The 26,326-nt window shown below is 38.0% G+C and carries 27 protein-coding genes and 2 riboswitches; of the genes, 18 read left to right on the forward strand and 9 right to left on the reverse strand.

The genetic code is table 11. The annotated features are described in order from the left end of the window. Nucleotides 1-62: 62 nt before the first annotated feature. On the forward strand, nt 63-1,274 hold the full coding sequence (locus ACFFIX_RS05300) for a S1C family serine protease (protein WP_378931315.1): 1,212 nt from the start codon (nt 63-65) through the stop codon (nt 1,272-1,274). Nucleotides 1,275-1,629: 355 nt separating this feature from the next. Here ACFFIX_RS05300 and ACFFIX_RS05305 read toward each other — a convergent pair whose 3' ends face one another. Beyond that, complete coding sequence (locus ACFFIX_RS05305) at nt 1,630-1,791, reverse strand: hypothetical protein (protein ID WP_378931317.1); 162 nt, start codon at nt 1,789-1,791, stop codon at nt 1,630-1,632. Nucleotides 1,792-1,935: 144 nt separating this feature from the next. On the opposite strand from ACFFIX_RS05305, the gene ACFFIX_RS05310 reads away from it, so the two are divergent. Continuing rightward, nucleotides 1,936-2,133: a YozQ family protein gene (locus ACFFIX_RS05310; RefSeq protein WP_378931319.1), complete on the forward strand. Its 198-nt coding sequence runs from the start codon at nt 1,936-1,938 to the stop codon at nt 2,131-2,133. Nucleotides 2,134-2,281: 148 nt separating this feature from the next. After that, nucleotides 2,282-2,404 carry a YjcZ family sporulation protein gene (locus tag ACFFIX_RS05315; protein ID WP_378931321.1) on the forward strand — a complete coding sequence of 41 codons (123 nt, stop codon included), beginning with the start codon at nt 2,282-2,284 and terminating at the stop codon, nt 2,402-2,404. Nucleotides 2,405-2,528: 124 nt separating this feature from the next. Here ACFFIX_RS05315 and ACFFIX_RS05320 read toward each other — a convergent pair whose 3' ends face one another. After that, nucleotides 2,529-3,317: a 3D domain-containing protein gene (locus ACFFIX_RS05320; protein ID WP_378931323.1), complete on the reverse strand. Its 789-nt coding sequence runs from the start codon at nt 3,315-3,317 to the stop codon at nt 2,529-2,531. A gap of 367 nt (nt 3,318-3,684) precedes the next feature. Here ACFFIX_RS05320 and ACFFIX_RS05325 point away from each other — a divergent pair, with 367 nt between their 5' ends. Continuing rightward, nucleotides 3,685-4,134, forward strand: coding sequence for a GNAT family N-acetyltransferase (locus ACFFIX_RS05325; RefSeq protein WP_378931325.1), 450 nt, complete (start codon nt 3,685-3,687; stop codon nt 4,132-4,134). 267 nt (nt 4,135-4,401) lie between these two features. Beyond that, on the forward strand, nt 4,402-5,199 hold the full coding sequence (locus tag ACFFIX_RS05330; RefSeq protein ID WP_378931327.1) for a DUF2935 domain-containing protein: 798 nt from the start codon (nt 4,402-4,404) through the stop codon (nt 5,197-5,199). A 256-nt stretch (nt 5,200-5,455) separates the two neighbouring features. Here ACFFIX_RS05330 and ACFFIX_RS05335 read toward each other — a convergent pair whose 3' ends face one another. From ACFFIX_RS05335 to ACFFIX_RS05345, 3 genes are all read right to left on the reverse strand, one after another. Next, a complete protein-coding gene (locus ACFFIX_RS05335) occupies nt 5,456-5,770 on the reverse strand; it encodes a DMT family transporter (RefSeq protein ID WP_378931329.1) in 315 nt (104 codons plus the stop codon). Continuing rightward, a complete protein-coding gene (locus tag ACFFIX_RS05340; protein WP_378931331.1) occupies nt 5,767-6,105 on the reverse strand; it encodes a DMT family transporter in 339 nt (112 codons plus the stop codon). The genes ACFFIX_RS05335 and ACFFIX_RS05340 overlap by 4 nt, the downstream gene beginning before the upstream one ends. 173 nt (nt 6,106-6,278) lie before the next feature. Next, nucleotides 6,279-6,917, reverse strand: a complete 639-nt coding sequence (locus ACFFIX_RS05345) for a TetR/AcrR family transcriptional regulator (protein ID WP_378931334.1) — start codon at nt 6,915-6,917, stop codon at nt 6,279-6,281. Between the two features lie 181 nt (nt 6,918-7,098). Between ACFFIX_RS05345 and ACFFIX_RS05350 the strand changes: the two genes are divergently transcribed. From ACFFIX_RS05350 to ACFFIX_RS05375, 6 genes are all read left to right on the forward strand, one after another. Beyond that, entirely contained in the window at nt 7,099-8,268 is a 1,170-nt protein-coding gene (locus ACFFIX_RS05350; RefSeq protein ID WP_378931336.1) for a D-alanyl-D-alanine carboxypeptidase family protein, read from the forward strand. A 117-nt stretch (nt 8,269-8,385) separates the two neighbouring features. After that, nucleotides 8,386-8,562, forward strand: coding sequence for a twin-arginine translocase TatA/TatE family subunit (locus tag ACFFIX_RS05355; RefSeq protein ID WP_378931338.1), 177 nt, complete (start codon nt 8,386-8,388; stop codon nt 8,560-8,562). Between the two features lie 169 nt (nt 8,563-8,731). Next, nucleotides 8,732-10,525, forward strand: coding sequence for a M3 family oligoendopeptidase (locus ACFFIX_RS05360; protein WP_378931340.1), 1,794 nt, complete (start codon nt 8,732-8,734; stop codon nt 10,523-10,525). Between the two features lie 123 nt (nt 10,526-10,648). Next, nucleotides 10,649-10,843, forward strand: a riboswitch (cyclic di-AMP (ydaO/yuaA leader). A 288-nt stretch (nt 10,844-11,131) separates the two neighbouring features. Continuing rightward, nucleotides 11,132-12,349, forward strand: a complete 1,218-nt coding sequence (locus tag ACFFIX_RS05365; RefSeq protein ID WP_378931342.1) for a dicarboxylate/amino acid:cation symporter — start codon at nt 11,132-11,134, stop codon at nt 12,347-12,349. A gap of 325 nt (nt 12,350-12,674) precedes the next feature. Beyond that, a riboswitch (cyclic di-AMP (ydaO/yuaA leader) is annotated at nt 12,675-12,884 on the forward strand. Between the two features lie 86 nt (nt 12,885-12,970). Then, nucleotides 12,971-13,627 carry a potassium channel family protein gene (locus tag ACFFIX_RS05370; protein WP_378931344.1) on the forward strand — a complete coding sequence of 219 codons (657 nt, stop codon included), beginning with the start codon at nt 12,971-12,973 and terminating at the stop codon, nt 13,625-13,627. A gap of 1 nt (nt 13,628) precedes the next feature. Further along, nucleotides 13,629-14,945 (forward strand): TrkH family potassium uptake protein, encoded by a 1,317-nt coding sequence (locus ACFFIX_RS05375; protein ID WP_378931346.1) that lies wholly within the window; start codon nt 13,629-13,631, stop codon nt 14,943-14,945. A gap of 25 nt (nt 14,946-14,970) precedes the next feature. On the opposite strand, the gene ACFFIX_RS05380 is transcribed toward ACFFIX_RS05375, so the two are convergent. The 3 genes from ACFFIX_RS05380 to ACFFIX_RS05390 form a co-directional block, all read right to left on the reverse strand. Next, nucleotides 14,971-15,378 carry an ArsI/CadI family heavy metal resistance metalloenzyme gene (locus tag ACFFIX_RS05380; RefSeq protein WP_378931348.1) on the reverse strand — a complete coding sequence of 136 codons (408 nt, stop codon included), beginning with the start codon at nt 15,376-15,378 and terminating at the stop codon, nt 14,971-14,973. Between the two features lie 316 nt (nt 15,379-15,694). After that, nucleotides 15,695-16,420 carry a ZIP family metal transporter gene (locus ACFFIX_RS05385; RefSeq protein ID WP_378931351.1) on the reverse strand — a complete coding sequence of 242 codons (726 nt, stop codon included), beginning with the start codon at nt 16,418-16,420 and terminating at the stop codon, nt 15,695-15,697. A gap of 165 nt (nt 16,421-16,585) precedes the next feature. Next, a complete protein-coding gene (locus ACFFIX_RS05390) occupies nt 16,586-17,590 on the reverse strand; it encodes an ABC transporter substrate-binding protein (protein ID WP_378931353.1) in 1,005 nt (334 codons plus the stop codon). Between the two features lie 237 nt (nt 17,591-17,827). Between ACFFIX_RS05390 and ACFFIX_RS05395 the strand changes: the two genes are divergently transcribed. From ACFFIX_RS05395 to ACFFIX_RS05420, 6 genes are all read left to right on the forward strand, one after another. Next, nucleotides 17,828-18,829, forward strand: coding sequence for a FecCD family ABC transporter permease (locus ACFFIX_RS05395; RefSeq protein WP_378931355.1), 1,002 nt, complete (start codon nt 17,828-17,830; stop codon nt 18,827-18,829). Then, on the forward strand, nt 18,829-19,881 hold the full coding sequence (locus ACFFIX_RS05400) for a FecCD family ABC transporter permease (protein WP_378931358.1): 1,053 nt from the start codon (nt 18,829-18,831) through the stop codon (nt 19,879-19,881). Before ACFFIX_RS05395 ends, ACFFIX_RS05400 begins: the two co-directional genes overlap by 1 nt. Before the next feature lie 18 nt (nt 19,882-19,899). Continuing rightward, nucleotides 19,900-20,718 (forward strand): ABC transporter ATP-binding protein, encoded by an 819-nt coding sequence (locus tag ACFFIX_RS05405; RefSeq protein WP_378931359.1) that lies wholly within the window; start codon nt 19,900-19,902, stop codon nt 20,716-20,718. Further along, nucleotides 20,711-21,493 (forward strand): IucA/IucC family C-terminal-domain containing protein, encoded by a 783-nt coding sequence (locus ACFFIX_RS05410; protein WP_378931361.1) that lies wholly within the window; start codon nt 20,711-20,713, stop codon nt 21,491-21,493. Before ACFFIX_RS05405 ends, ACFFIX_RS05410 begins: the two co-directional genes overlap by 8 nt. Before the next feature lie 28 nt (nt 21,494-21,521). Beyond that, nucleotides 21,522-21,794 (forward strand): YusU family protein, encoded by a 273-nt coding sequence (locus tag ACFFIX_RS05415; protein ID WP_378931363.1) that lies wholly within the window; start codon nt 21,522-21,524, stop codon nt 21,792-21,794. 679 nt (nt 21,795-22,473) lie between these two features. Beyond that, nucleotides 22,474-23,391 carry a proline dehydrogenase family protein gene (locus tag ACFFIX_RS05420; protein ID WP_378931365.1) on the forward strand — a complete coding sequence of 306 codons (918 nt, stop codon included), beginning with the start codon at nt 22,474-22,476 and terminating at the stop codon, nt 23,389-23,391. A 198-nt stretch (nt 23,392-23,589) separates the two neighbouring features. On the opposite strand, the gene ACFFIX_RS05425 is transcribed toward ACFFIX_RS05420, so the two are convergent. Further along, nucleotides 23,590-23,739, reverse strand: a complete 150-nt coding sequence (locus ACFFIX_RS05425) for a YuzL family protein (RefSeq protein WP_378931367.1) — start codon at nt 23,737-23,739, stop codon at nt 23,590-23,592. 186 nt (nt 23,740-23,925) lie between these two features. On the opposite strand from ACFFIX_RS05425, the gene ACFFIX_RS05430 reads away from it, so the two are divergent. Further along, nucleotides 23,926-26,310 carry a 3-hydroxyacyl-CoA dehydrogenase/enoyl-CoA hydratase family protein gene (locus ACFFIX_RS05430; RefSeq protein WP_378931369.1) on the forward strand — a complete coding sequence of 795 codons (2,385 nt, stop codon included), beginning with the start codon at nt 23,926-23,928 and terminating at the stop codon, nt 26,308-26,310. The last annotated feature ends 16 nt before the right edge of the window (nt 26,311-26,326 follow it).

Consider the following 26,326-nt stretch of genomic DNA (forward strand, 5'->3'; position numbering starts at 1 on the left):
TAGCATAAGAAGTAAATGCCAATCACAAATCTATAAATATATTTTAATGGAGGTAAAATTAAATGGGATATTATGATGAAACGAATACAAGACATCAAGACAAAGTAGAGCGTTCAAGAAGGCCTTGGTTTACATCAATTGTAAGTGGAATCGTCGGTGGAGCAATGGTTTTAGGTGTTACAACGTTTACAGATATAAATCAAAACGCACCCACTAATCAAGGCAGTGAAGTTACCCTTACTGAGGAAAAGGAAAATACAGTCGAGGTAGGTGCACAACCACTTTCTAGTAAAAATGAAATTGCCGACATTGTTGAAAGTTTATCCCCTGCAATTGTGGGAATTACAAATATACAAGCAAGTGGCAATCCTTTTCAAAATGCACAGGGCGTAGAATCGGGTACAGGATCTGGTGTTATTTTTAAAAAATCAGATGACGCTGCCTACATTATCACAAATAACCACGTAATCGAAGGAGCACAATCCGTAGAAGTTACCCACTTCAATGGAGAAAAAGTTAAAGCAAGTGTCGTAGGAGCCGATCCTTTAACAGATATGGCCGTTTTAAAGATAAGTAGTGAGCATGTGACAACCGTTGCAAGCTTTGGAGACTCTACAGCACTAAGAACGGGTGAAAGTGTAATCGCGATTGGAAATCCGCTTGGATTAGAGTTCTCACGAACAGTGACAGAGGGAATTATTAGTGGGAAAGACCGCTCTGTGAACATTACAACTTCTGATGGTGACTGGGCTTTAGATGTTATTCAAACGGATGCAGCGATTAACCCAGGAAACAGCGGTGGACCACTGATTAATATGAGTGGAGAAGTGATTGGCATCAACAGTCTGAAAATCAGTCAAAATGGTGTTGAAGGCTTAGGCTTTGCCATTCCAAGTGAAGATGTCGTTCCAATTTCAGATGAATTAATGGAAAAAGGGAAAATTCAACGACCATTTTTAGGAGTAGGCTTAATCGATTTAGCTGAACTACCTGAAGCATATGTTAGAGATTCAATGAATCTACCTAAAGAAATCTCAACTGGTGTGGTAGTTGGAAATATTGCTCCTTCTTCTCCAGCAGATTCTGCAGGTTTAAAAGAACAAGATGTAATTGTCTCAATGAACGGAACAGAAATAAAGGGTGCAAGCGACTTGAGAAAGTATCTGTATACTGAAGCAAAAATTGGTGACGAAATTGACGTGAAGGTTTACCGAAACGGAAAGGCGGTAACAGTTAAGATTTTGCTATCTGAAAGAGATGCAACGAGTGCTTAATGTTTGTTGGTGCCAGTCCACTGCTTAAACCCGGGGGTCTGGCACCTTTTTATTGTTTAGGAAATTTTAAAATTTTTGAACTGTGGATAACGTTTCTGCATCCAGCTCCAGCGCCTAGCCCCGACGCACAGGACGTGCTAGTGCAGTTACAGCGACAGGACGTCGCGGTTGTAACTGCCTCGAGGTCATAAGTCAATTCTAAATTGAAGGCAAAGAACGCCTTCTATTTAGAATCGCCTTATGCTATGCCTAAGGCTGAACAAGGCGCTTGCGCTTTTGTATGCTATGGGGCGCCTGACCCTCAGCGCTTTAAGCATTGGGGACAGCACTCATTCAGATAACCATACTTAATATTTTAGGTGCGTTTGCCCTCTTCAGTGTGAGCAGGATCCGTTTTATTCCCTGTCGACGCTTCATAACCAACTCTATAGCTGTAATTTTTTTCTTGTTTTAAAGCGTCGGGCATCTGATATTGACTTAAGTCATCCTGAAATTGCTTGCCTTCTGTTTTGCTCATGTTTTTTCCTCCTATTAACGCAGAGTCCGTGCAGTGATAATGTTCCCATATATAAAGCTGATATGCTTTTAAAAAACGTCTGATTAATTTATAAGAAAATGTAAATAGTAAGAATGTAGACACAGACGTTTGGAGGGATTACTTTTGAAAAAAGAGCCACTAGATAGTACTCAAATAGCGGGTAGACAATATGAAGTTGAAGATTACAAACGTGAGGATGAACTTTCTTCTGGTCTGGCAGTTACCCATGAACAAGTTAGCGATGATTATATGGCTGGCACGATAGACGTTAAACTAAATAATGAAAAAGATGAAAAAAACTCTATACCTAGAAAAGAGTAGAAAAAAAGATTAAACCAAGACCCTACCTGTATGAAATTGGTCTTGGTTTTTTGTTACATAATTTTTCATGGTCTGCCCATAGCGAATTAGACTATTAAGGCATATGATACTCTGTACTGTCGATTCTACTGAAAAAGAGGTGACATAAATGGGTAACGAAGGTGGATATGGTGGCGGTTTTGCACTTATCGTTGTATTGTTTATCCTTGTAATTATCGTGGGTTCAGCTTACGTTGGTAACGGATACGGTGGCGGCGGTTATGGTTACTAATTACTAAAATAAAGGCTAATACAAAGGGGATATCCCTTTGTGTTAGCTTCTTTAATTGGTAAAAAAGTGGCAAAGTTAATCCCTTGTTAGAGAGATCTGCTACACCACTTTCTAGTCTTACAAATTAAGATTCATTTAACACTTTTATATTCACTTCTCTTTTCCCAAAAGATATAGCTGCTCCTTCTGTAGGGATAAAGACATCAATGCGATTTCCTTTAATTGCACCGCCTGTATCTTCAGCTGTGGCATAGCCATAGCCTTCAACGTACACTTTAGATCCTAATGGAATAACGTTTGGATCGACGGCGATTACTTTTTCATCAGGGTTGGCTTTTAAATCTACGCCTGTTGCTGTTGTTCCTGAACAGCCCTCACAGCTTGCTGTATATGCAGTTGCTAGTACTGTAAATTCTTTTGCTACTTCTTTTTCTGCAACGTCATTTTCTGAGGTAGCACTTGCAGATGCTTCTGCAACTGAAGGATTTTGGTCCTTAGGCTCTTCCTGCGTTTCTTGTTTCGCTTCTGGTTTTGGTGTTTCTTTTGTTTCATCGTCTGCATCATTGTATATAACAAGCTCTTGACCAGGAACAATAATGTCCCCCGTTAATTCATTTTTCTCAGAAATATAGTCTGCGCTTGAATCAAATTTCTCACCAATGCTCCAAAGAGTATCACCTGCAACAACAGTGTACACTTCATCATTTGATATCTTTAATGTATTGTCAGCAATAATAATGTCTGATGATAAGTCGTTCCAGCTTTTAATATCATCCACTGAAACTTTGTGCGCCTGTGAAAGTCCCCAGAGAGTGTCTCCTTTATTTACTACAACCTCTTCTGCTTGAGCGTTTATTCCTGCTGTAGTTGTTAGTGCGGCTATAACCACTAATGAAAAGATCATTTTTTTCATATTGTTCCTCCTCCTAATCAGCAATAACGAATAAAACCCATGTTATCACAAAAAGAAGGCTTGTAAAAAACAGCGAGATGATAAATGCGTTGCAGATGTAACAGAAAGATAACGACAACATTACTAATAAACTGAAAATTATAACTTTAATCTTTAATTTTCTAATAAAATATCCGCACATCTAGCTAATTTATAAGAAATGTGTCGGGCTATTTCTATGTGCTGTAGCGAGTTCATTTATTAGCATACATAATATAATCTACACACTCGCACTCGTTCATATTATAATAGACTCTAAACGTACCAGATTATATAGGATGAATTGTACATAATCCTCCATCAAAACAACAGTAAAAGAGGGATAAGAATGGAGATCATCACGAAGCGATTAAAATTAATTCCTGCTACAGAGGAACTAATGAGGACAAGCTCTGACGATTACGAGATGGGCGATCATATCGATTATTACTTAAGTATTATTGAAAATGATACATCCTACAAAGGGTGGGGTGTTTGGTTCGTCTATCAACAAAGTGATGGCCTTTTAATTGGTGATATTGGCTACAAAGGAAAGCCATACGAAGGAACAGTAGAAGTCGGTTATGGGATCTCTACTAACGTTCAGAATCGTGGCTACGCAACGGAAGCAATTGAGGCATTAATGAATTGGGCATTTACTTCGACAGACGTTCATCGAATAAAAGCTGAATGCTTAGAAGATAATGGTCCATCCCTAAGTGTTCTAAAAAAACTCGGAATGAACCAAACGAGCCATGACAACGGAATGACGTACTGGGAAAAACATATTCATCAATAAGTTAAAGTGTATAAGCATAATGCCGTTGATTTGACGGGTTATGCTTTTTTTCATTAAGTGAAAGATTAAGGAGTGTTTTAGGTCTAATTAGTGAACAGATGAGTGATGATAACAAAATATAGTAAGTACTAACATCAACAATGAAACGTATATTCTAGGAATTTAGTACTCATTACAACTTTGTCATGAGGTGAAATTTATGACTATTTCGTAGCTTTTAACCATAGGTTTAATAATGGAGGAAGTTGACAAAGTGGGGGGAGTAATTTGAAAACATTTCAAGAAGCTTCTGTTTTTGAACACATGTTTTGGCTGCAGGTCCTAGGAGACCACGCACGATTTATTTTAGATTCCTTAGCTGTTAGTGAAAAAGAAGACATTAAAAAAGCAACCGAGTTTAAGCAAGCGTTTGATACTTTGTTAAAAAAAGCAACCGAACAAAACGATATGTATACACTTACATTAGAAGCTGAGGCATACGTAAAGCAATTTAGAGTATTTAAGTTGTCGCTCATTAAACGCCATTTGGTCGGGAAAATAAAAATTCAGCTGCCACCAACATTTATTAACCACATGGTCAATGAGCTAGATGAGTATATGTTAGTTTTGAAATATCTTAAGAAGAACGAAGTACCGCCAATTTTTCATGAGTTACATCATCATTTGTTGTGGTTACTTGATGCAGCAGGTCATGCGGGTGCGATTTCCGATAATCTTGATGCGGTTGAAAAACGCCTGAAAGAAAAAAGTGATGTGTTTACTAAGCATTTCGAACAGTTTTATCTTAAGGCGATTGAATTGTCTGGTTTCTTAAGAGCAAATGTTAACTCGTTTCCGGCATTAACAAGAATGAACAAGGAGGTAACACTGGAAATAGAAATGTTTCGGATGTTTCTCGACGAAATTGAAGAACTAGAGTTTTCAAATGAAATGCTGAGCACATTTTCTGTATTAATGGCAGACCATATGCTGAGGGAAGAGTGTTATTATTTGACGAAGGTAGCAGAAGCAACGGATGCAGGTGATCCAAATTGTGATCCGACTCACCCGAGGATAGAGGGGTAAGAGGTTGACTATTAGTCAACCTCTCTTACTTATGATAGGAAATTATAAAGTCTTTGAACTGTGGATAGAGTTTCTGCATCCAGCTCCAGCGCCTAGCCCCGACGCACACGACGTGCTAGTGCAGTTACAGCGACAGGACGTCGCGGTTGTAACTGCCTCGAGGTCATAAGTCAATTCTAAATTGAAGGCAAAGAACGCCTTCTATTTAGAATCGCCTTATGCTTGTCGGGGCTGACCAAGGCGCTTGCGCTTTTGTTCATGATACGAGCTTTAACCCAATTGTTGAACTAATAATAAGGGTAATAAATGCTATTCTTTTCCACTCTTTTTTTTCTCCTAGAAAAAGTATTCCAATGATCGCACTTCCAGCTGTACCAATACCTGTCCAAACGGCATAGGCGGTACCCATTGAAATGGTTTCCATTGCTTGAGTAAGGAAGAGAAAGCTTGCCCCAAATCCCATAGTCATAAAAAGAAAGGACGTAAGAGACTTTTTTTCGTTAAACTTACTAATTCCAGTAACTCCAACGACTTCGAACAGACCAGCAGCAACTAGAAAGAACCAATTCATGATTCTTTCACCTCCTGTTTTCCACTCGATATTACTTTCAGTCCGACTACTCCTGCAACAAGTAACACTATCAGTAAAATTTTCAAAAGCTTAAGAGGCTCTCCGAAAAATAGAATTTCAATCAGAACTGTACCTGCTGCACCTAGACCAGTAAACACCGCATAAACCGTACTTACAGGTAAGAAGTTTGTCGCTCGAATCAGCAAACCAAAGCTGATGAGGATTGCAATGATTGTTCCCGTCCATTCAAGTGATGTTCCGGCATGCTTTAAACCTGATACCCACATCACTTCAAATAAAGCTGCTATATAGACAATAAGCCATTTGTTTTTCATCATTATGAACCCTCACTTTGTTGTAGAACAGGAAAATATAAAATATTCTCACTAAGTCTGCGTTTCTGAATCCAGCTCCAGCGCCTAGCCCCGACGCACAGGACGTGCTAGTGCAGTCATGGCGATTGACGTCGCGTTCTTGACTGCCTCGAGGTCCAGCTTGTCGGACTCCTTCAGGATGAAGGTGAGAAAGGCGTTGCAACAGGACGTTGCGAACTTAGCCTTTCTTCCTCTGAACAAGGCGCTTGCGCTTTTTTTGTAATCCCGCGCCAGTAAATATTCCAGCTTGCCTCAAGTCTACGATTAAATCGATTTTTACCGCCGTAGAGCATTTCAATGATAACAGCATCAAAAAGACCTAAAAAGGCAATAGCTGCCTCTGTACTTGAAACCACTAACTTTTCATCTTGTAATACTTCCATTAAAAGAGCTTCTAATTGATCATAATAGCCATAAAGCTTTTGCATTACGTGATCTTCTAGATGCTTTGGAGGAAAAAAAGCGTTTCGTAACATGAAGTTCGTTTGCTCATCACTTTCATATCTTTCCCCATAATTGGTAAGAAAAAGATATAGGGTGCTTTTTACAGAGCCTCCAGAGTTCTCTTCAAAAAATATCTTAATCGTATTCACTTCGTCACTAAAAATTTCTTCTGTAATTGTTAAGAAAAGATGATCCTTATTTGAAAAATGAGAATAGATCGACTGCTTTTTTATCCCAACTTCTGAAGCAATTGCGGCTAAGGATGCACCATCATATCCTTCACGAGCAAAGTGACGTTTAGCTGCCTTTTTTATTAAGTTAGCGGTCATTACTTCACCTTCCTGACGTTCGTCAGTGTAATCATAGTAAATTTAATCGTCTAAGTCAATCGTCTTTGTTTAGGCATTGGAATGTGATTAAAGGTGAAAATTTCAATTTCTTTACATTGCATTTACGTATTATCAGTTGTTATGCTACTAAAGAATAAATTCAAATAGGAGACATTACGATATGCAATTCTCAAGAATCCTTTTAATTTTTCTCATTTTGTTAGGGACTATTCCTAAAGTGATGGTAGCTGAAAATAATCAATCGAATTTACAACTTATAAGTGAAGCAGCGGTGTTAATTGATGCAACTTCTGGTGAGGTTTTGTTTGAAAAGGAACCTGACAAACTCATGTATCCTGCAAGCATTACTAAGATTGCTACTGCGATTTATGCTATTGAAAAGGGCCACCTAGATGACGTTGTTACGGTCAGTGAAAACGCTCGAAATGCTGATGGCACAAAAGTGTACTTAGAAGAGGGGGAGCAAGTTCCCCTGAAAAAATTAATTCAAGGTCTACTTATTAATTCTGGTAATGATGCAGGTGTTGCGATTGCAGAACATCTAAGTGGAAACGTGGAGGATTTTTCAAAAGATTTAACAGCTTTTCTTAAAGAAAAAACGAACGTAAGTCAGACTACTTTTAAAAATCCACATGGCTTATTTGACCCTGAGCATCAAACGACAGCTGAAGATATGGCAGTAATCACTCAATATGCAATGAAAAATGATACGTTTCGAGAGATCTCTTCGACGATTGAACTTGATTGGAAGGGAGAAACTTGGGATACGACGATTATTAATCATCACCGGATGCTAAGAGATTGGCCATATGAAGGAGTAACAGGTGGGAAAAACGGATTTGTGAATCAGTCAGGATTTACTCTTGTTACGACAGCACAACGTGATCATATTGAACTGATTGCGGTTACACTGAAAACAAGCACAGAAAAACAATCCTATGAAGATACTGCTAAGCTCTTAGATTTTGGATTTGAAAATTTTGAATCTGAAAAAATAACTGAAACAGCAGAATTCATTGACAAGGCTGAAAATAGGTATCAACTTATCGAACCTCTGTACTACACGAAAAAACGTGGAGAATCAGTTGTGAAAGAGATTTCAACGGACGGAAACTTGCTTATTAAAAATGAAGATGGAGAAGTGATTTTTACCCATCCATTAGAAAAGGTGAATGATCCTGAGACTTCCGAGCAAATACTGAGTGAAACAGTTGAGAGTCCTCCAGAAGATAATTCTCTGAATCAGCATCTCCGTTGGGTTGTATCAGTATCAATTCTGAGTGTTTTAGTATTGGTCGGTTTTTTCTTTACACAGATTCGAAAAATATAATGATTTGGGTTTATGAGCATGCTGTGACATGCACTTTAAAGCCTTTACAAACTGATAAGGTTTCAATTATAATTTACGAGAATTAGTAAAACTTGTTTTGAAAGAAGGGTATCCTAAATGAACTTAGGTTTCGGCGAAATCATGCTTATTGTTTTTGTCGCATTGTTATTATTTGGACCTAAAAAACTTCCTGAACTAGGTAAAGCTGCGGGTAAGACGCTTAGGGAATTTAAAAATGCAACAAAAGGACTTATGGACGACGACGAGGAAAAACCTGTTAAACAGACGAAATAAATTCCTTACTATACGAGTAAAGCAGAGCCATTCGAAACTAGAATTGGCACTGCTTTTTTTTGCTTTAAACTATAGGGTCACTAAAAGAGTAAGACGTGTTTACGGAGAAGTATGAATTTTCAGTGAATTAATTTATAATTAAGGTATTACGTTTATAGGAGGCTAATTCGTGCAAAAATCAACTTATTCAGATACGTGGGATTTAGACGTCATCTTTGAGGGTGGAAGTCATTCAGACGAGTTTGAAAGCTACTTACATACGATTCAATCTTTTCTTACAGATTTAGAAACAAGCGTGACTATGCTTCACCTCACGGATTCCACAGCCCATCAAGGACTTAATCAAGTGGTTGAACTTGTTGCAAAGGTATCCAAAAAGCTTCAACAAGCTGGGTCATACATTAATTGTTTACAAGCACAAGACACTACAGATAAACATGCAAACCTACTTAGGTCAAGATTTACGAAATTAAGATCAACTTTTTCAACAATGATGATTGAGTTTGATCAAAAGCTTGTTGAAACGGAGGAAAGCGTATGGAATGAGCTTTTTGAGGATGATGACTTACAGCAGCTACATTTTGTATTAAATGAAAAGCGTGAGGATTCTAAGGAAAGGCTATCATTGGAAAAAGAGAGCTTGATTCAAGGGCTTTCGGTGGATGGATACTCTGGCTGGGGGCAGCTATATGATTTATTGGTAGCAAAAATTAAGATTCCGTTTGAACTGGATGGAGTTCTAAACGAGCTTTCTGTTGGTCAAGCGTTTAATAAGTTCTCAAGTGCTGATCGCAATGTAAGGAAATCAGTTTTTGAGAAATGGGAAGACGCCTGGGAAGAGCAGGCAGATGTGTTTTCAGAAACGTTAAATCATTTAGGTGGCTTCCGTTTAGCTGTATACAAAGAACGAGGCTGGGAGGAGGTACTTAAAGAGCCACTCCGCATAAACCGAATGAAAAAAGAGACGCTTGATATGATGTGGCAAGTCATCTCGGAAAATAAACAACCACTTGTAAACTATCTAAATCGAAAAGCGAAACTGCTAGGGCTTGAAAAAATGAGTTGGTATGACTTGGATGCTCCGATTGTCAAAACAGATAGCAAAGTAACCTATCAAGATGGTTCAGATTTTATTGTCGATCAGTTTAGTCAATTTGGAAGTGAGCTAACAAGTTTCACGAAAAAGGCATTTGAAGAATCTTGGATTGAAGCAGAAGACCGTGCTGGAAAAGCACCGGGTGGTTTTTGCACAAGCTTCCCTGAGAGTGTTGAATCTAGAATTTTTATGACTTTTTCAGGCACACCTTCAAATGTCTCAACACTCGCACACGAACTCGGTCACGCTTTTCATCAACATGTCATGCAGGGTGTGCATCCATTAAATAGTCGATATGCAATGAATGTAGCTGAAACTGCGTCAACTTTTGCCGAAACGATTGTAGCGGATGCAGCGGTTAAAAATGCAAAAAATGAAGCTGAACGCTTAGCACTCTTAGAGGACAAATTGCAGCGAAGTGTGGCCCTACTTATGAACATTCACGCTCGGTTTATTTTTGAGAACGGTTTTTATGAAGAACGAAAAGAAGGCTTTGTCTCTGCGGATCGATTAAATGAACTCATGGAAAATGCACAAAAAGAGGCATACTGTCAGTCTTTAGAAAGCTATCACCCTAGCTTCTGGTCATCGAAATTACATTTCTATATAACGGGAACACCTTTTTATAATTTCCCATATACATTCGGATTTTTATTTTCACTCGGAATCTACGCAAAAGCATTAGAAGAAGGCACTGCGTTCGAAGAGCACTATATTGCTTTATTACGAGACACAGGTTCAATGTCTGTCGAAGATTTAGCTGAAAAGCATTTAGGAGTAGATCTCACCCAAAAAGACTTCTGGGAAAAAGCTGTCAAGCTAGCTGTTAGTGATGTCGAAGAATTTTTAGAACTAACAGAGGAGTGATACATTCTAGGGATTGCATCTGTATGTACAAAAAACGGGTGTCAGTCCTTGGTTAGTTTTTTAAACAACCAAATTTTGATATTTGCATTTTTTTGCTATTTTGATATAAAATAGAGTAACAACTTCATAATTACGCTTAATCCTAGATTTTTAGGAGCGGGGAAACCATCATGTGCACTGCACTTGGGGTGAATCGTTTTAGAAGGGAAAGTTTTAGGTTTTTCTGACCTCAGACATCTATCTTCCCACATCTAAACCGTAGGACATCTCTTCGTCCGAATCCGACAGCTAACTTCGCAAGCGCAGAGGAGAGTCATCAGTGGACGTCATATTTAGCTAAAAATGACAAGGTTAAACCGCGAGTTGTCTCGGGGTTTTTTTGTGTTTTTTGCCATCTTGAGGTTTTGGACTTGTTCCTTATGGGAATTAAAAAGGTACACGTTTAGGTTATGAGGCAAGAACTGAGTAATGCTCTTATTTGAAATAGTAACACTTGTTAAAATATATACCATCGCAACAACATGCTCTCCTCTTAATCCCTTACTGCCAAGGAAGTTATCTCATGTAATTAGCAACAAAAAGACAAATCATCTTAGGAGGTTTTACATGAAACTCGCAACGAAAATTATTATTGGATTAGTTATAGGTGCGATTGTAGGATTAGTTCTTAATCTAACTTCGCCAAGTTTATTTGACACGCTTAATACATTTTTATTTACCCCACTAGGAAAGATATTTCTTAACTTAATTAACATGCTAGTTGTTCCAATTGTATTTTTCTCGATTACCTTGGGTGTTGCAGGATTAGGTGATCCTAAAAAATTAGGAAGAATTGGTGCTAAAACGATTTTCTATTTTCTATGTACAACAGCAATTGCAATCACCATTGGACTGGTATTGGCTTATGTCATTCAACCAGGAACAATTGGAGAATATGATACGACAAATGTTGAATATAAGGCTGAGGAAGCACCTTCTGTAACCGAGACGTTGCTTAACATTATCCCAACAAATCCGATCCAAGCACTTGCTGAAGGGAATATGCTACAAATTATCGCCTTTTCAATCTTTGTAGGATTAGGTATTACAATGCTTGGCAAAAAGGCAGACACCTTGTTAAGAGTGATTGAGCAGGGGAATGAACTTATGATGTATCTAGTAAATCTTGTTATGAAGTTTGCCCCATATGGGACATTTGGTCTTATTGCAACAGCAGTAGGTAGCCAAGGTTATGGTGCAATAAAAGCAATGGGATTGTATATGTTCGTTGTTCTTTTAGCACTATTCGTTCATGCCCTACTAACGTATGGTTCGACAATTGCTATTTTTGCTAAACAAAATCCATTTACGTTTTTTAAAAATTTCGCACCAGCAATGGGTGTTGCTTTTAGTACCTCAAGTAGTAATGCGACTTTGCCAGTATCAATGGAAACTGCTCAAAAGCGATTAGGTGTTCCAGAGTCAATTAGTAGCTTTGTTCAGCCTCTTGGTGCAACCATTAACATGGATGGAACTGCAATTATGCAAGGTGTTGCAACGATTTTTATTGCTCAAGTATATGGGATAGAATTATCGTTTATCCAGCTCGTTACCGTTGTTTTAACGGCAGTTCTAGCTAGTGTTGGAACAGCAGGAGTACCAGGAGTTGGACTTATCATGCTTGCAATGGTACTAAATTCCGTTGGGCTACCTGTCGCTGGTATAGCATTGATCATTGGAATTGATCGTCTCCTAGACATGACTCGCACAGCTGTTAATATTACAGGTGACGCTGCATGTGCGGTAATTGTTGCTGAGACTGAAAAGAAACGTGGAACTATATAGTCACCTGTAACAGAAAGTATGTAAATACTTTCAATGAAGAGCATCCTTATTTTTGGGGTTGCTCTTTTTTTATACAAAGTTTTCGTGGCACCGGATATAAATGGAATTCGAGTAAGCAAATACAAGTGGAAATACTACTAAATCCATTAAACAAACGTTTGATTAAGAAATAAACTATGGTATCAAAATATAGAGATTGAATGAGAGAACACTAAATGTAAACGCTTAACTAGCAATTTTTAGCCGATTACAAGCTTTTTCTCGAAAAAATACACCTTTACTGTGATCACCTAACAGGAGTAAGATACATTCATAAATCATTCATAGCATTTAATCGCTTAATCCTTAAACAGGAGCGGGGGAACCACTTTGTGATGTAAGTAGATCACTTGGGGTGAATCGTTTTTGAAGGTAGATGTAAAAGCAAAGGTTACTTTTTGACCTTACACTTCCTACATCTTACCTCCAAAACGTAGGGCTACTCTCATGGCCCGAATCCGACAGCTAACTTCGTAAGCGTTGCGAGAGAGTAGATGAACTTGTGTAAATACAAAGCACAGGGGTCATGATACCTCTGTGCTTTTTTGTGTGCAATTTTATGAGCGAAAGAAGGAATAGAAGTTGAAGAAGCAGTTTGCTGTGTTCGGTTTAGGGCGTTTTGGGAGTAGCTTAGTTAAGGAATTTTATGAGCTTGGTATAGAGGTGTTAGCGATTGATAAGGATGAGGATAAGGTCCAACAATTCGCGCAATATGCAACACATGCTGTAAGGGCTAATGCTATTGATGAAAACACACTAAAGCAATTAGGTGTGAGAAATGTGGATCATGCATTCGTTTCTTTTGGGGATGATATAGAAGCAAGCATTCTAACCTCTTTGCTGCTAATTGAAATGGGTGTTCCAATCGTGTGGGCAAAAGCACAAAATGATTATCACCAAAAAGTACTCGATAAAATTGGAGTATGTCGCGTGATCCATCCGGAACGTGACATGGCGAAGCGAATTGCTCACCACATCGGTTCAGAAAAGATGATAGATTATATAGAGCTTTCGAAGGAATATAGCATGGTTGAATTAATTGCTACAACTAAGCTAAATAGAAAAACGTTATTTGACCTTGATATTCGTGCTAAGTTCGGCTGTAACATTGTGGGTATACAGAGAGGTGAAGACATCAACGTTTCACCTGCTGCTGATGAAAAGATTGAGACTGGCGATGTATTATTAGTTATTGGTCGAAATAAGGACATCAACCACTTTGAGGAAGAAGGAATGTAAGGTGAAGTTGAAGAAGTTTGTTCGTTTAAATCCTTCACAACTATTGGTAATTGTGTTTGCTGTTTCCATAAGTATTGGAACAGTTCTTCTGAAGCTTCCTTTTTCTACGTATCAAGGAATCTCATGGGTTGATGCACTCTTTATTGCGACTTCTGCTATGACTGTGACTGGTCTTGTTACAGTAGATCCTAGTTTAACCTTTACAATAGCTGGCCAGACGATTATTGCCTTACTTATCCAAGTGGGTGGGCTTGGTATTATGTCTTTTGCTGTATTAATCTTCATGGCTTTAGGCAAAAAGATCGGAATTAAAGAAAGACTTCTCATGCAACAGGCTTTAAATCAAACATCAATTGGTGGCGTCATAAGGCTTGTTAAGTACTTAATCATTTTTTCATTTACTATTGAACTAATAGCAATGATTTTTCTAGCATTTCGTTGGGTTCCTCAATTTGGACTTGGGCAAGGGCTATTCTACAGTTTCTTTCACTCGATTTCGGCTTTTAATAACGCTGGTTTTGCTCTGTGGCCAGATGGTTTAATGCAATTTGTCGGAGATCCCACCATAAATATTGTTATTTCTTCTTTGTTCATTATAGGTGGAATTGGATTTACTGTTCTTGTTGATATATGGAATAAGAGAAATTTAAAAAAGCTTTCACTTCATACGAAGTTGATGCTAGTAGGAACACTCATTATCAATGTTGTTGCCATGCTGTTCCTTTTTACTGTTGAATATTCAAATGCGTTTGCTGATTTTAGCTTAGGGGAAAAGCTTTGGGCTTCTTACTTTCAAGCTGTGTCGCCAAGAACTGCCGGATTTAACACGGTAGATATGACGACCTTAAGTGAAACAACTCTATTCTTTATGGTCATCTTAATGTTTATTGGAGCAGGAAGCGGCTCGACAGGGGGGGGGATTAAGCTAACAACAGCGATAATTATCTTACTTGCGACAGTCACCTTTTTAAGAGGAAAGAGTGAAATAAAGGTTGCTAGACGATCAATTAGTGCCTCATATATATCGAAAGTATTGGCAATTACCATCATATCAATGGTGTTTGTTTTTGGAGCAATTCTACTATTGACATTAACAGAAGATGCTTCCTTCATTGCGATTGTTTTTGAAGTGGTTTCTGCATTTGGAACAGTAGGACTTTCAACAGGCCTTACTTTTACGCTCACTTCATTTGGCAAGCAAATCATTATCTTTATGATGATTTTAGGGAAACTAGGACCTCTCACATTGGTGTTTTCGCTTGCAAATCCTGCTAAAGAAAAAATTAAATATCCTAATGAAGATATTTTAACCGGATGAAAAAAGGCTCAGCATTTGCTGAGCCTTACTTTGTACAACAAGCTGTTTCTTCTGTTTTCTCTTGGATATCTTCATAAGAAAAGAAAAATTCCCACTCATTCCCATCAGGATCTTCAACCCAAAACTTATCTTGACGTGCATAGCAACAAACTGTGCTTTCTTCTTCAAGACCAATTTTTAACCCTGCAGCTTGAAGTCTTTCTTTGTGAGTGAGCACGTCTTGTGTACCTTTAACTTGAAAACCAAAGTGGTTAACTTGGTTACCTTGTACTGTGTCTCTTACATTGAGTGTGAAATTCAAACCTGGTTTTTCTACTAAAAATTTAGCGTAGTCCTCTTTTGTTTTTACGGGATCTTTTCCAAAAAGTTTAGTGTAAAAGCTAAGTGATTTTTCTAGGTTTGTTACATTAATCCCAACGTGTACATAATTCATAATTACTTCCTCCTTTTAAATCAATAAAATTTGATTAACTTAACATGGTGAACAGCAACATTCTTGTTTCTTAGAGAACTTAGGAAGGGTGAAAGGTATAAATAAACGAGCAGGTTTTAAATCTTGAAATTTCCAAGTGTCCCTAGCTATTTTTTCAATTTCTTCCTGCTTCATTTTTGCTAATAGTTGGATATGATACATACAACATTACCTCGTTTCTTAAATCAATTTTTTTTGATCTAATAACAGTATATATCCATTAATTACTAATTGTCAACTTATAAATCAATTATTTTTGATTTATATAAATTTCTCATTAAAAATGTGAAAGCATTAGGGAGCATAGAAAGCCTAACGAAGCAAGTAATCCTACGACAGCTCCGCCCTCTTCAAAAGCTTCTGGCATCATGGTAGAAGAAGTCATCGCAATAATTCCCCCAGCTGCAAAAGCACCAATAAGAGAGATAAATATCGTAGAAGATTCTTGGAGTAAAATAAAGCCAAGGAAGGAGCTTAAAGAAGAAAGCGCTAAGACGAATGACCACATAAGCAGGATCGTCTTTTTTTTATAGCCATCTTTCAACAACCCAACCGTACTTGACAATCCTTCTGGAAAATTACTGATGAATACAGCAATAACCATTAAGTAGCTAACGGTACCATGGGCGATTAAGCTAACTCCAATAATAATTGACTCAGGTATTGCATCAATTATAGTTCCTACAAAAATAGTTAATCCTGAGTGGTTTTCGGGATTGGGGCGAGATCGCTTTCTCTGATTACCTCCCTTTTTAGATATGAGAACTTCCGACAATGTAAAGAGGAGAGATCCACCTAAGAAACCGATCGAAGTGATGAATAGGCCGCTTTCAGTAACAGCTTCAGAAAGCAATTCAAACGATGCTGCTCCAATTAAAACTCCTGTGCCAAATGCCATAATCATTCCTGTTAATTTCCGCGGTATTTTTGTATAAATGCCAAGTAAGGCCCCGAGTAATATAGCAGATCCAGCAATTGCTCCCCAAGTTGCTGCTTGTAACATGATGAAATCAGCTCCTGCATTTAAAACTACACTTTAGTTTGGCTCTATCTTGGAGATTTCATGTGGAATTCTGAAAAAGAAGGGGTTAGAGTGAGTTTTGTGCAGGAGAAAGGGGGATCAAAACAAACAAAAGAACCGGTACAATTGTACCGGTTCTTTAAAAACTTACTTATTAATAATAAACTCTTCAATATCATCTAACATTAAGTTTGCTGCTTTTACTCCACCAGCTGTGTTCCAAATTGCATCGTCTACTTTATAAACTTTTTCAGCTTTTACAACGTCTAGGTTTTTCCAAAGTGGATCGTTAGTCCATTCTTCTTCTGTTTTTGTTGCTTCCGTATCACCAGCAGGAGCATATGTGAAGTAGAATAATATATCTCCATCCATTTTAGGAATAACTTCTTTTCCTACTTCACGTACAAATTGATCTTCCGGTTTATCAGAGAATAACTCTTCGAGGCTGCTTGGTCGTTTAAAGCCAATTTCATCAAAAATTACTCCTGAAAATGTATCTTTGTAATATATACGTGTTATTCCAGCCATAAATCGAACTACTGAGATTTCTTGATCTAATTTATCTCCAGCTTTTTCTTTCAATTCTGCAATTCGTGCATTGTACTCATCAAGTACTTTTTGACCCTCTTCTTCACGGTTCAAAGCTTTTGCATAAAATTCAAAGTTTTCTTTCCATTCACCTCTGAGAGTTTCTGAAAAAACTGTTGGCGCGATTGCACTTAACTTCTCATAAACTGCCTCCTGGCGCATTTTATTACCAATAATAAGGTCTGGTTTTAAAGCAGCAATCGCCTCAACATTAAGTTCGCTCTCAGTGCCGACAACTTCTACGCCATCCATTTCACTTGTAATATGTTCGTACCAAGGATCGCCTAACCAAGACTGAACGGCTCCAACAGGCTTAACATCCATTGCTAATAGTGCTTCAGTTCCTTCATTTGTTAAAATAACTACTTTTTCTGGAGTTTTTTCAATTTCAGTTGATCCCATCGCATGTTCAACAGTATATGCCTCTGAAGCAGCTGGATCGTCACCTTCTGCAGGTTCAGTTTCCTTCGTTTCTTCATTGTTGTTTCCACACGCAGCTAGTAAAACAATCGTTAATGCTAAAACTAGGAATGAAAGCCAAGACTTTTTGTATGTAGTTTTCATTATTGTTGCCCCCATTGATTTTGTTTTTTGAGAACCATCGATCTTATTAAGAGTGAAAGTGATCCTTAAACTGCTGAGCCGCTTACACTCTTAACTTGATAATGATTTTCATTTACAAGTAAAATCATAAAATGTACACAAGCAATTGTCAACATTTAATTGAAAATGATTTTCAAAGTCATTAATATTTGATACAATAACGTTAGATTTTAGGATAGGTCATTAGGAGTATACAGAATGTTACTTAAAACAAATCAAATTAAATTATTAGGCTTAGTATTAGGTTTATTCGTATTACTTATTTCAATGTGTGCGAGTGTTGTTTACGGTTATGCGAATACAACTTGGACGATGGCTTATCATGCATTCACACAGTTCGATGGCTCAAATGAACATATAATATTACAAACAGTTCGACTTCCACGTGCTTTAATAGGAGCAACTGTTGGTGCAAGCCTAGCAATTGCTGGTGCACTCATGCAGGCATTAACAAAAAACCCACTTGCTTCACCTAGTATTTTTGGAATTAATGCAGGTGCTGGTTTCTTTGTAGTAATTGCTGTTTCGTTATTTCAAGTCAGCTCTTTGCAGACGTATACTTGGTTGGCATTTTTAGGAGCCGCTATAGCAGCATTTACCGTTTATTTTGTTGGGTCATTTGGTCGTGAGGGTCTTACTCCGATTAAATTGACATTGGCTGGAGCTGCAATGGCAGCATTATTTTCTTCATTAACACAGGGACTTCTTGTCGTAAATGAAGCCGCATTGGATCAAGTGCTTTTCTGGCTTGCTGGTTCCATTCAAGGTCGAAACCTGGATTCATTAACCTCTGTGATTCCATATATAGGAGCAGCATTTTTCGTAAGTTTACTTCTTTCGTCAAAAATTAATGTACTAGCTATGGGTGAGGATATTGCGAAAGGATTAGGACAGCGGACGGGAACAGTCAAGCTCATAACAGCCTTCGTGATTATTATTTTGGCTGGTGGATCTGTAGCTATTTCCGGTCCAATAGGATTTGTAGGGATTGTGATTCCACATCTTGCACGTTTTTTAATTGGAAATGATCATCGTTGGGTTATTCCTTATTGCGCAGTATTAGGCGGAATTCTCTTAGTGGTGTCAGACATAGGGGCTCGATATATTGTTATGCCTGAAGAGGTACCTGTAGGTGTAATGACAGCAATTATCGGAACGCCATTTTTCGTCTACATCGCGCGAAGGGGGTTTCGTAATTAATGAAAAAATATAAAACGGTTCGACTTGGAAAGTTTATTTCTTTTTTAATCGATAAAAAAGCACTTTATACAATATTTATATTAATGGGAATTGTCTTTTTAACCTTTTTAATAAGTACAGGTACGGGTGACCTATTTATACACCCCATTGCTGTTTTACAAACTTTATTCGGATTCGGTACGGAAATGGATGAGCTTATCATTCAATCGTTTCGACTACCTAGAATTATCGTTGCCTTACTTGTAGGAACTTGTTTGGCTGTGGCGGGTGGAATGTTACAAGGACTTATCCGAAACCCGCTAGCATCACCAGATATTATTGGAATTACAGGTGGGGCATCTGTAGCCGTTGTTTTATTTTTAACATTGTTTAGTAATCAAAATAACTCGTTAACAGTTAGCATACAGTGGATGCCTGTTGCAGCTTTTATAGGAGCAGCCATAGTTGGTCTACTTTTATACTTTCTGTCATGGAATAAAGGGTCTTCATCGATTCGATTAGTATTAATCGGGATTGGAATTTCAATGCTGGCTCAATCCTTAACCACTTTATTTATGGTGAAAGGACCCATCTATCAAGCGGCACAAGCAAATGTGTGGATCACAGGAACCGTTTATGCAGCAACCTGGCAGCAAGTTCGCATTTTACTACCAGTTACAATTCTTTTACTACTCATTAGTTTTATTTCTGTTCGAAACGTTAACATACAAGAACTAGGAGATGAATTAGCAACAGGTGTGGGGAGTGCAGTCCAGAAAAACCGTTTTCTTCTATTATTGTTAAGTACAGCTCTAACTGGATGTTCAGTTGCGTTTGGCGGTGCGATCGGATTCGTTGGATTGATGGCGCCGCATATCGCAAGAAGACTTGTTGGTTCATCATTTGGGGCATTATTACCGGTTTCAGCTTTAATTGGAGGACTGCTTGTATTGGTGGCCGATACAGTTGGTCGAACGTTATTCTCACCATTAGAGGTACCTGCGGGTGTGTTTACCGCTGCAATCGGGGCACCATACTTCATATATCTGTTATTTAAAACTAGAAATTCCTAATATAAAGGGGTGTTTCACATGCATGCAATTGAAACTAACTCGCTCACATTGTCATATGGAGATTCCATTATTATCAATGAGCTTGATGTTAAAATACCTAAGGGAGAAATCACTGTATTCATTGGTAGCAATGGATGTGGAAAATCAACTCTCCTTCGTTCAATCGCAAGACTTTTAAAACCAACGAATGGTTCGGTCTTACTTGAAGGTGCTGCGATTGCAAAACTTCCCACAAAGGAAATTGCAAGAAAGCTGGCAATCCTTCCGCAGGGACCTGTTGCACCAGAGGGGTTAACAGTTCTTCAGTTAGTTAAGCAAGGACGATATCCTTATCAAAATTGGTTAAAGCAATGGACTTTAGAAGATGAAGAGGCTGTAACTCGTGCACTTGAAGCAACAGGTTTAAGTGAGTTTGCCGAGAGACATGTAGATTCACTTTCAGGTGGCCAACGTCAACGGGCATGGATTGCAATGACACTTGCTCAGGAAACGGATGTTATTTTACTAGATGAGCCAACAACATACTTAGATATGACTCATCAAATTGAAATACTTGATTTGTTATTTGAGTTAAATGAACGTGAAAATCGGACGATTATTATGGTTTTACATGACTTGAATTTAGCATGTCGTTATGCACACCAAATTGTCGCGCTTAAAGATCAGAAAATTTTTGCACAAGGTCGTCCAGAGGAAGTTATCAACTGTAGTCTTGTTCAAAATGTGTTCCAAATGAACTGTGAAGTAACGATAGACCCCTTATTTGGTACACCGCTATGCATTCCACACGGTAAAGGCCGATGTATTTTGAAAGACGTAGGCATTAAACATGGCTAACTTAACGGAAAATGAAATTCGAATTTTAACTCAATATAGGCTAGGAACTGAAAAGGACTGCCCGAATTTATTAATTGAAGGAAATCATTTGCTAGACTCATCTCGTCTACAGAACGTTTTTGAAGAGCTAAGTACGAAGTTGAACACGTCAAAAGTAAATGTAATAGGATCTATGTTTGTTAAACGTTACGCATTTTTAACTGCGCTAGCACTCTACAGTATGTCTGTCTTTAATAAAGCACTTAACACAGATCTTTCCAATATCACGTTAAGACTAGATCCTGAGGATCCGCTTTGTTTACCAAGCTTTCATTTTCAGGACCTCGTAATAAAAGATCCTAGTGACGATCGTCATACCTGGCGTGATGGGGTGATCCGAACTCTGTTTAAAGAAAACGTCTCCAGAGTTATTGCCGCAATTTCTGCGCATACCCATGTTTCAAGATCTGTTTTGTGGGAAAATGTTGCGATTTATATATTTTGGATGTATGAAACGCTTTTGGATAAAGAAGAGAATTCTGACGTTTATGAAAAGCTACTTCAAGATTTTATCTACGTTGTAAAAGAAGCACCCGGCGCTCTTTTTGGTCCGTTTTCAACTAATCCGTTAACTAAATATTATCATCCCAAAGAATTAGAAGAGCTTACAGGGCAATTGATTAGGAAAAGATCAACCTGTTGCTTATACTATTTAATGTCTGACAAACAAGAGCGTTGTGGAACATGTCCAGTTCAGTGTATTAAGGAAAATAAGAAACTTGGCCAAGCTAATTAACTTTTTTAAAAAGGACAGGAGGCCTAAAATGAATCACAAACTAGAAGAACAATTTGAAGGATTGCTAGAGAAATATACAGAATTACTATTAGGTGAAGCAACGCCAGAACTAAAGGATAAGGTAAAGATGTGGGCTCTTTACACTCATATCGCAAAATCAATGCCCCCTTTAGCAAAGCATTGGAACGAAAGCTATCCAGATGCTAAGGAAAATATGAAATCTCTAATAAGTGAAATAAAAACTATTAACGAAACTTACAGAGCAGAAAAAGCACAATCAAACCTAGGTGAGGAAAACTAACCGGTTTTTTTTTGTTGTATATAGAGAAAAAGTGTTTGAAATTAGAGGGAGTAACTAGTGGACAGTTCGCTCAATAATAATTGGTAGCAGAGCCCGAGTTAGGCGGTTCGCGTAAAAGTTGGGCACCAGATCCCTAGTTGGGCGCTTTGTCCCGAAAGTTGGGCGGTTCGGGCAAGAAGTTGGGCACCACATCCTAGTTGGGCGCTTTGTCCCGGAAGTTGGGCGCATCACACAAAAAGTTAGGCAGTTGCACTCGAAAGTTGGGCGGTTCGCGTAAGAAGTTGGGCACCACATCCCTAGTTGGGCGCTTTGTCCCGAAAGTTAGGCGCTTCACACAAAAAGTTAGGCAGTTGCGCACGAAAGTTGGGCGGTTAGCTCAAGAAGTTGGGCCACATCCCTCGTAGCCACTCTGGCCCGAAAGTTACACACTCCACTCCTAGTTAAGCTCCTAGTTCATAAAGTTAAACTTTCCCTCTCAAAATCAAGAATCTAATAGAATAATTAGAAGTATTAAGATTGACAGATCTCGACAAAAATTTCATATTCAAAAATAGATAAAGGTGATAGAATGGGTATGAAATGAATGCGCTTAACTTTTCATATTTATGTTTTTTTCTGAAAAATGGAACTATTTTAACTTTATTAGAATAACTATTTTAGTTTAGTTGGAGGGCTTAATATGGAGCAATTACTTCGTAACTTTTTCTTGTTTTTATCAAAAAACAAAACATTAACAAAACTAGCGAAAAAGTACGGCTTACGTTTTGGAGCTGCTAGATTCGTTGCTGGTGAATCAATTGCACTTGCGACTGATGTAATAAAGGATCTAAATCAAAAAGATCTGGATGTAACAATTGACTATCTGGGTGAATTCGTCGATAACGAAAAAGAAGCCAATGAGATGGCTGACAATTCAATTTTAGCTATTGAGGCAATTGGGAAAGAGAAGCTTCAGTCACAGCTATCATTAAAAATGACTTCAATGGGATTAGATATTTCAGATGATGTAGTGATGAAAAACATGAAACGTATTTTAGAAGCAGCAGAAAAACATAACGTCTTTGTTACAATCGACATGGAAGATTATTCTCGTTGTGGCAAAACGATTGAGATTTTCAAAGAATTAAAGAAAGAGTACGACAACGTCGGAACGGTTATCCAAGCATACTTATATCGAACAGTTGATGATATAAAGGACTTAAATCAATATAATCCAAATTTACGTCTTGTTAAGGGTGCCTACAAAGAGTCACCTGAAGTTGCTTTCCCAGAGAAAAAGGATGTTGATGATAACTTCAAAAAAATTATCGAAATGCACTTGTTAAATGGAAACTACACTGCAGTTGCCACACATGACGATGCAATGATTGAATATACAAAAGAGCTTGTAAAAAAACACAAGATCTCAAATGAACAATTTGAATTCCAAATGCTTTACGGAATTAGACCAGAACGTCAGCTTGAACTCGTTAAAGAAGGATATCGAATGAGAGTTTATGTACCCTACGGAAACGACTGGTACGGATACTTCATGCGCCGCCTTGCAGAAAGACCAGCAAATGTTGCGTTCGTCCTAAAGGGAATGCTGAAAAAATAAAATGGTGCCTGTTCCTTGTGTGTTTTTATGCACTAGGAGCAGGCATTCAATCGTTAAAAAAGAATTAATAAAATTCTTGAACATGGATAGCATTTCTGCATCCAACTACAGCGCATAGCCCCGACGCATACGACGTGCTTGCCTTAGGCTGATCAAGACGCCCCGCGCTTTTGTCTTAATTAAACGTTTGTTTAAACCTTATTCGTTACCCATATTGTGCTGTTTATACTGCTGATTTTGGGAGGTGCGTTTCCCACCGCCAGCGTGCTCGTTTGTTGGGCCCGAATTTCCTTTTACACTTGCTGCACTAACGCCTGCTTTTGAAGGATCTTTTTTTAATCGTGCCATATAAATCACCTCCTAAATTTACGATTCCCCAAAAATTTTTTTTAATTAATCAAAAAATATTACAATAACTATTGAAGAAATTTTCAAAATCTTTTATATTAGTAATTAAAGGAACTCATTCGCGAGATATTTTTTTGGGAGAAAAATGAATGAGTGTTCATTCAAAAAAATAAAGGGGGAAAAATCATGGTCCAGCGAATTAAGAAAGCTGCTGTTCTAGGTTCAGGTGTTATGGGTTCAGGAATCGCAGCACATTTAGCAAACATAGGAATCCCTGTCTTACTTTTAGATATCGTTCCGCGCGAATTAACGGATGAGGAATTAACAAAAGGATTAACTTTAGAAGATAAGGTCGTTCGTAATCGAATTTCTAGTCAATCAATAAAAAAACTTCTTAAACAAAAACCTGCTCCATTGACATCAAAGGATAACATTTCGCTAATTGAAGCTGGAAACTTAGATGACGATCTCAAACGATTATCAGATGTTGACTGGGTGATTGAGGTTGTCGTAGAAAATCTCGTTGTTAAACAGAAGGTTTTTGCTGAAGTAGATAAATATAGAAAGCCAGGTAGTATTATTAGTTCAAACACATCAGGAATTTCGGTTGAAGCGATGGCAGAAGGGCGTTCTGAGGATTTCCGTAAGCACTTTCTTGGCACACATTTCTTCAATCCACCCCGCTATTTAAAGCTGTTAGAGGTCATCCCAACGAAAGATACAGATCTAGAAGTACTTACGTTTATTAAGACTTACGGAGAAGACGTATTAGGAAAAGGTGTTGTTGAAGCAAAAGATACGCCAAACTTTATTGCTAATCGAATTGGTACTTATGGATTGCTGGTAACAGTTAAAGAGATGATTAAGGGTGGATATAGCGTAGGTGAAGTAGATTCAATCACTGGGCCACTAATTGGTAGACCTAAGAGTGCAACGTTCCGAACACTAGATGTTGTTGGTTTAGATACATTCGCACATGTAGCAAAAAACGTTCATGAACAAGTTGAAGGAAAAGAAAAAGAAGTATTTGAAGTTCCACAATTCATGACAAAAATGCTTGAGAATGGATGGTACGGGAGCAAATCAGGCCAAGGTTTTTATCGTAAAGAAGGAAAGGAAATTCTTGAGCTAAATCCTGAAACCTTCGAATATGAAGAGAAAAAGAAATTGCGAACTGCTTCTGTTGAGGTAGCGAAACAAAGCAAAGGCTTTAGCGACAAATTGAAAGCGCTTATTTATGCAGATGATCGAGCAGGTTCACTTCTTTGGAATATTACAAGTCCAGCACTTGTCTACTCAGCACAGCTATTAGGTGAAATTGCAGACGATATCGTAGCAATTGACCAAGCGATGAAGTGGGGATTTGGCTGGGAAAAAGGTCCTTTTGAAACATGGGACGCGATTGGTGTGAGCAAATCCGTCCAAAAAATGGAGAAGCAAGGTTTAGATGTACCATCATGGGTTAAAGACATGATTGAAAAGGGTTACGAAACATTTTATAAGAGTGAAAATGGTGTGTTATTTTTCTACAATCAAGGTGAATACCGACAAGTTTTAGAAAATCCAAAAAACATTAACCTTAAAACTCTCAAGGAATCAAAAGGTGTTATCAAAAAAAATAGCGGTGCAAGCTTAATTGACCTAGGGGATGAGGTTGCACTACTAGAATTCCACTCCGGGAGCAATGCAATTGGTTTAGACATTATTCAAATGATAAATTACACAATTGAAGAAGTGGATCGCAATTATAAAGGACTTGTCATTGGTAATCAGGGTAAAAACTTCTGTGTTGGTGCGAACCTTGCGATGATTTTAATGGAAGCACAAGATGACAATTACTATGAAGTAGACATGGTTGTTCGTCATTTCCAACAAGCAATGTTGAAGATTAAGTACAGTGCAAAACCTGTAGTTGCCGCACCTTTTGGAATGACTTTAGGTGGAGGCGCTGAAATTTGTTTGCCTGCTAGTCGTATCCAAGCTTCAAGTGAAACGTATATGGGATTAGTTGAAGTAGGAGTAGGTCTTATTCCAGGTGGTGGTGGTAACAAAGAGCTTTACATTAAACAATTGAACAGTATGCCAAAAGGTGCGGATTTCGATCTTCAAGCAGTAGCAAATAAAGTATTTGAAACGATTGCAACTGCTAAAGTTTCTACGTCTGGTTCAGAGGCAAGAGACAACCGATTCCTTAACGAAAATGATGGAGTAAGCATTAACAATGACCATCTTTTATATGATGCTAAACAACAAGTACTAGCTCTATATAACAACGGTTATCAAGCACCGATCCGAAAGAAAGTACCAGTTGTAGGAGAAACAGGGTATGCAACTTTATTATTAGGTGCTCAATCGATGCTAATGTCAGGCTATATCTCGGAACACGATCTTAAAATTGCAAAAAAACTAGCCTTTGTTATTGCAGGCGGTAAATTACCATTTGGAACAGAGGTTGATGAACAATATTTACTCGATTTAGAAAGAGAAGCGTTCTTAAGTCTAGTTGCTGAAGGAAAGTCACAACAACGTATGCAACACATGCTACTAAAGGGCAAGCCACTAAGAAACTAGACTGGTCTTGTAATTA

The sequence above is a fragment of the Metabacillus herbersteinensis genome, assembly GCF_042433335.1.
GTDB lineage: Bacteria > Bacillota > Bacilli > Bacillales > Bacillaceae > Metabacillus > Metabacillus herbersteinensis.

What these genes read in the sequence shown, in the direction of transcription:
- ACFFIX_RS05350 (WP_378931336.1), top strand. Translation starts at nt 7,099, where the DNA reads ATGCAATTCTCAAGAATCCTTTTAATTTTTCTCATTTTGTTAGGGACT.
- ACFFIX_RS05415 (WP_378931363.1), top strand. Translation starts at nt 21,522, where the DNA reads ATGAATCACAAACTAGAAGAACAATTTGAAGGATTGCTAGAGAAATAT.
- ACFFIX_RS05355 (WP_378931338.1), top strand. Translation starts at nt 8,386, where the DNA reads ATGAACTTAGGTTTCGGCGAAATCATGCTTATTGTTTTTGTCGCATTG.
- ACFFIX_RS05315 (WP_378931321.1), top strand. Translation starts at nt 2,282, where the DNA reads ATGGGTAACGAAGGTGGATATGGTGGCGGTTTTGCACTTATCGTTGTA.
- ACFFIX_RS05430 (WP_378931369.1), top strand. Translation starts at nt 23,926, where the DNA reads ATGGTCCAGCGAATTAAGAAAGCTGCTGTTCTAGGTTCAGGTGTTATG.
- ACFFIX_RS05305 (WP_378931317.1), bottom strand. Translation starts at nt 1,791, where the DNA reads ATGAGCAAAACAGAAGGCAAGCAATTTCAGGATGACTTAAGTCAATAT.
- ACFFIX_RS05425 (WP_378931367.1), bottom strand. Translation starts at nt 23,739, where the DNA reads ATGGCACGATTAAAAAAAGATCCTTCAAAAGCAGGCGTTAGTGCAGCA.
- ACFFIX_RS05390 (WP_378931353.1), bottom strand. Translation starts at nt 17,590, where the DNA reads ATGAAAACTACATACAAAAAGTCTTGGCTTTCATTCCTAGTTTTAGCA.
- ACFFIX_RS05385 (WP_378931351.1), bottom strand. Translation starts at nt 16,420, where the DNA reads ATGTTACAAGCAGCAACTTGGGGAGCAATTGCTGGATCTGCTATATTA.
- ACFFIX_RS05365 (WP_378931342.1), top strand. Translation starts at nt 11,132, where the DNA reads ATGAAACTCGCAACGAAAATTATTATTGGATTAGTTATAGGTGCGATT.
- ACFFIX_RS05420 (WP_378931365.1), top strand. Translation starts at nt 22,474, where the DNA reads ATGGAGCAATTACTTCGTAACTTTTTCTTGTTTTTATCAAAAAACAAA.
- ACFFIX_RS05340 (WP_378931331.1), bottom strand. Translation starts at nt 6,105, where the DNA reads ATGAAAAACAAATGGCTTATTGTCTATATAGCAGCTTTATTTGAAGTG.
- ACFFIX_RS05400 (WP_378931358.1), top strand. Translation starts at nt 18,829, where the DNA reads ATGAAAAAATATAAAACGGTTCGACTTGGAAAGTTTATTTCTTTTTTA.
- ACFFIX_RS05325 (WP_378931325.1), top strand. Translation starts at nt 3,685, where the DNA reads ATGGAGATCATCACGAAGCGATTAAAATTAATTCCTGCTACAGAGGAA.
- ACFFIX_RS05410 (WP_378931361.1), top strand. Translation starts at nt 20,711, where the DNA reads ATGGCTAACTTAACGGAAAATGAAATTCGAATTTTAACTCAATATAGG.
- ACFFIX_RS05335 (WP_378931329.1), bottom strand. Translation starts at nt 5,770, where the DNA reads ATGAATTGGTTCTTTCTAGTTGCTGCTGGTCTGTTCGAAGTCGTTGGA.
- ACFFIX_RS05405 (WP_378931359.1), top strand. Translation starts at nt 19,900, where the DNA reads ATGCATGCAATTGAAACTAACTCGCTCACATTGTCATATGGAGATTCC.
- ACFFIX_RS05345 (WP_378931334.1), bottom strand. Translation starts at nt 6,917, where the DNA reads ATGACCGCTAACTTAATAAAAAAGGCAGCTAAACGTCACTTTGCTCGT.
- ACFFIX_RS05395 (WP_378931355.1), top strand. Translation starts at nt 17,828, where the DNA reads ATGTTACTTAAAACAAATCAAATTAAATTATTAGGCTTAGTATTAGGT.
- ACFFIX_RS05380 (WP_378931348.1), bottom strand. Translation starts at nt 15,378, where the DNA reads ATGAATTATGTACACGTTGGGATTAATGTAACAAACCTAGAAAAATCA.
- ACFFIX_RS05300 (WP_378931315.1), top strand. Translation starts at nt 63, where the DNA reads ATGGGATATTATGATGAAACGAATACAAGACATCAAGACAAAGTAGAG.
- ACFFIX_RS05320 (WP_378931323.1), bottom strand. Translation starts at nt 3,317, where the DNA reads ATGAAAAAAATGATCTTTTCATTAGTGGTTATAGCCGCACTAACAACT.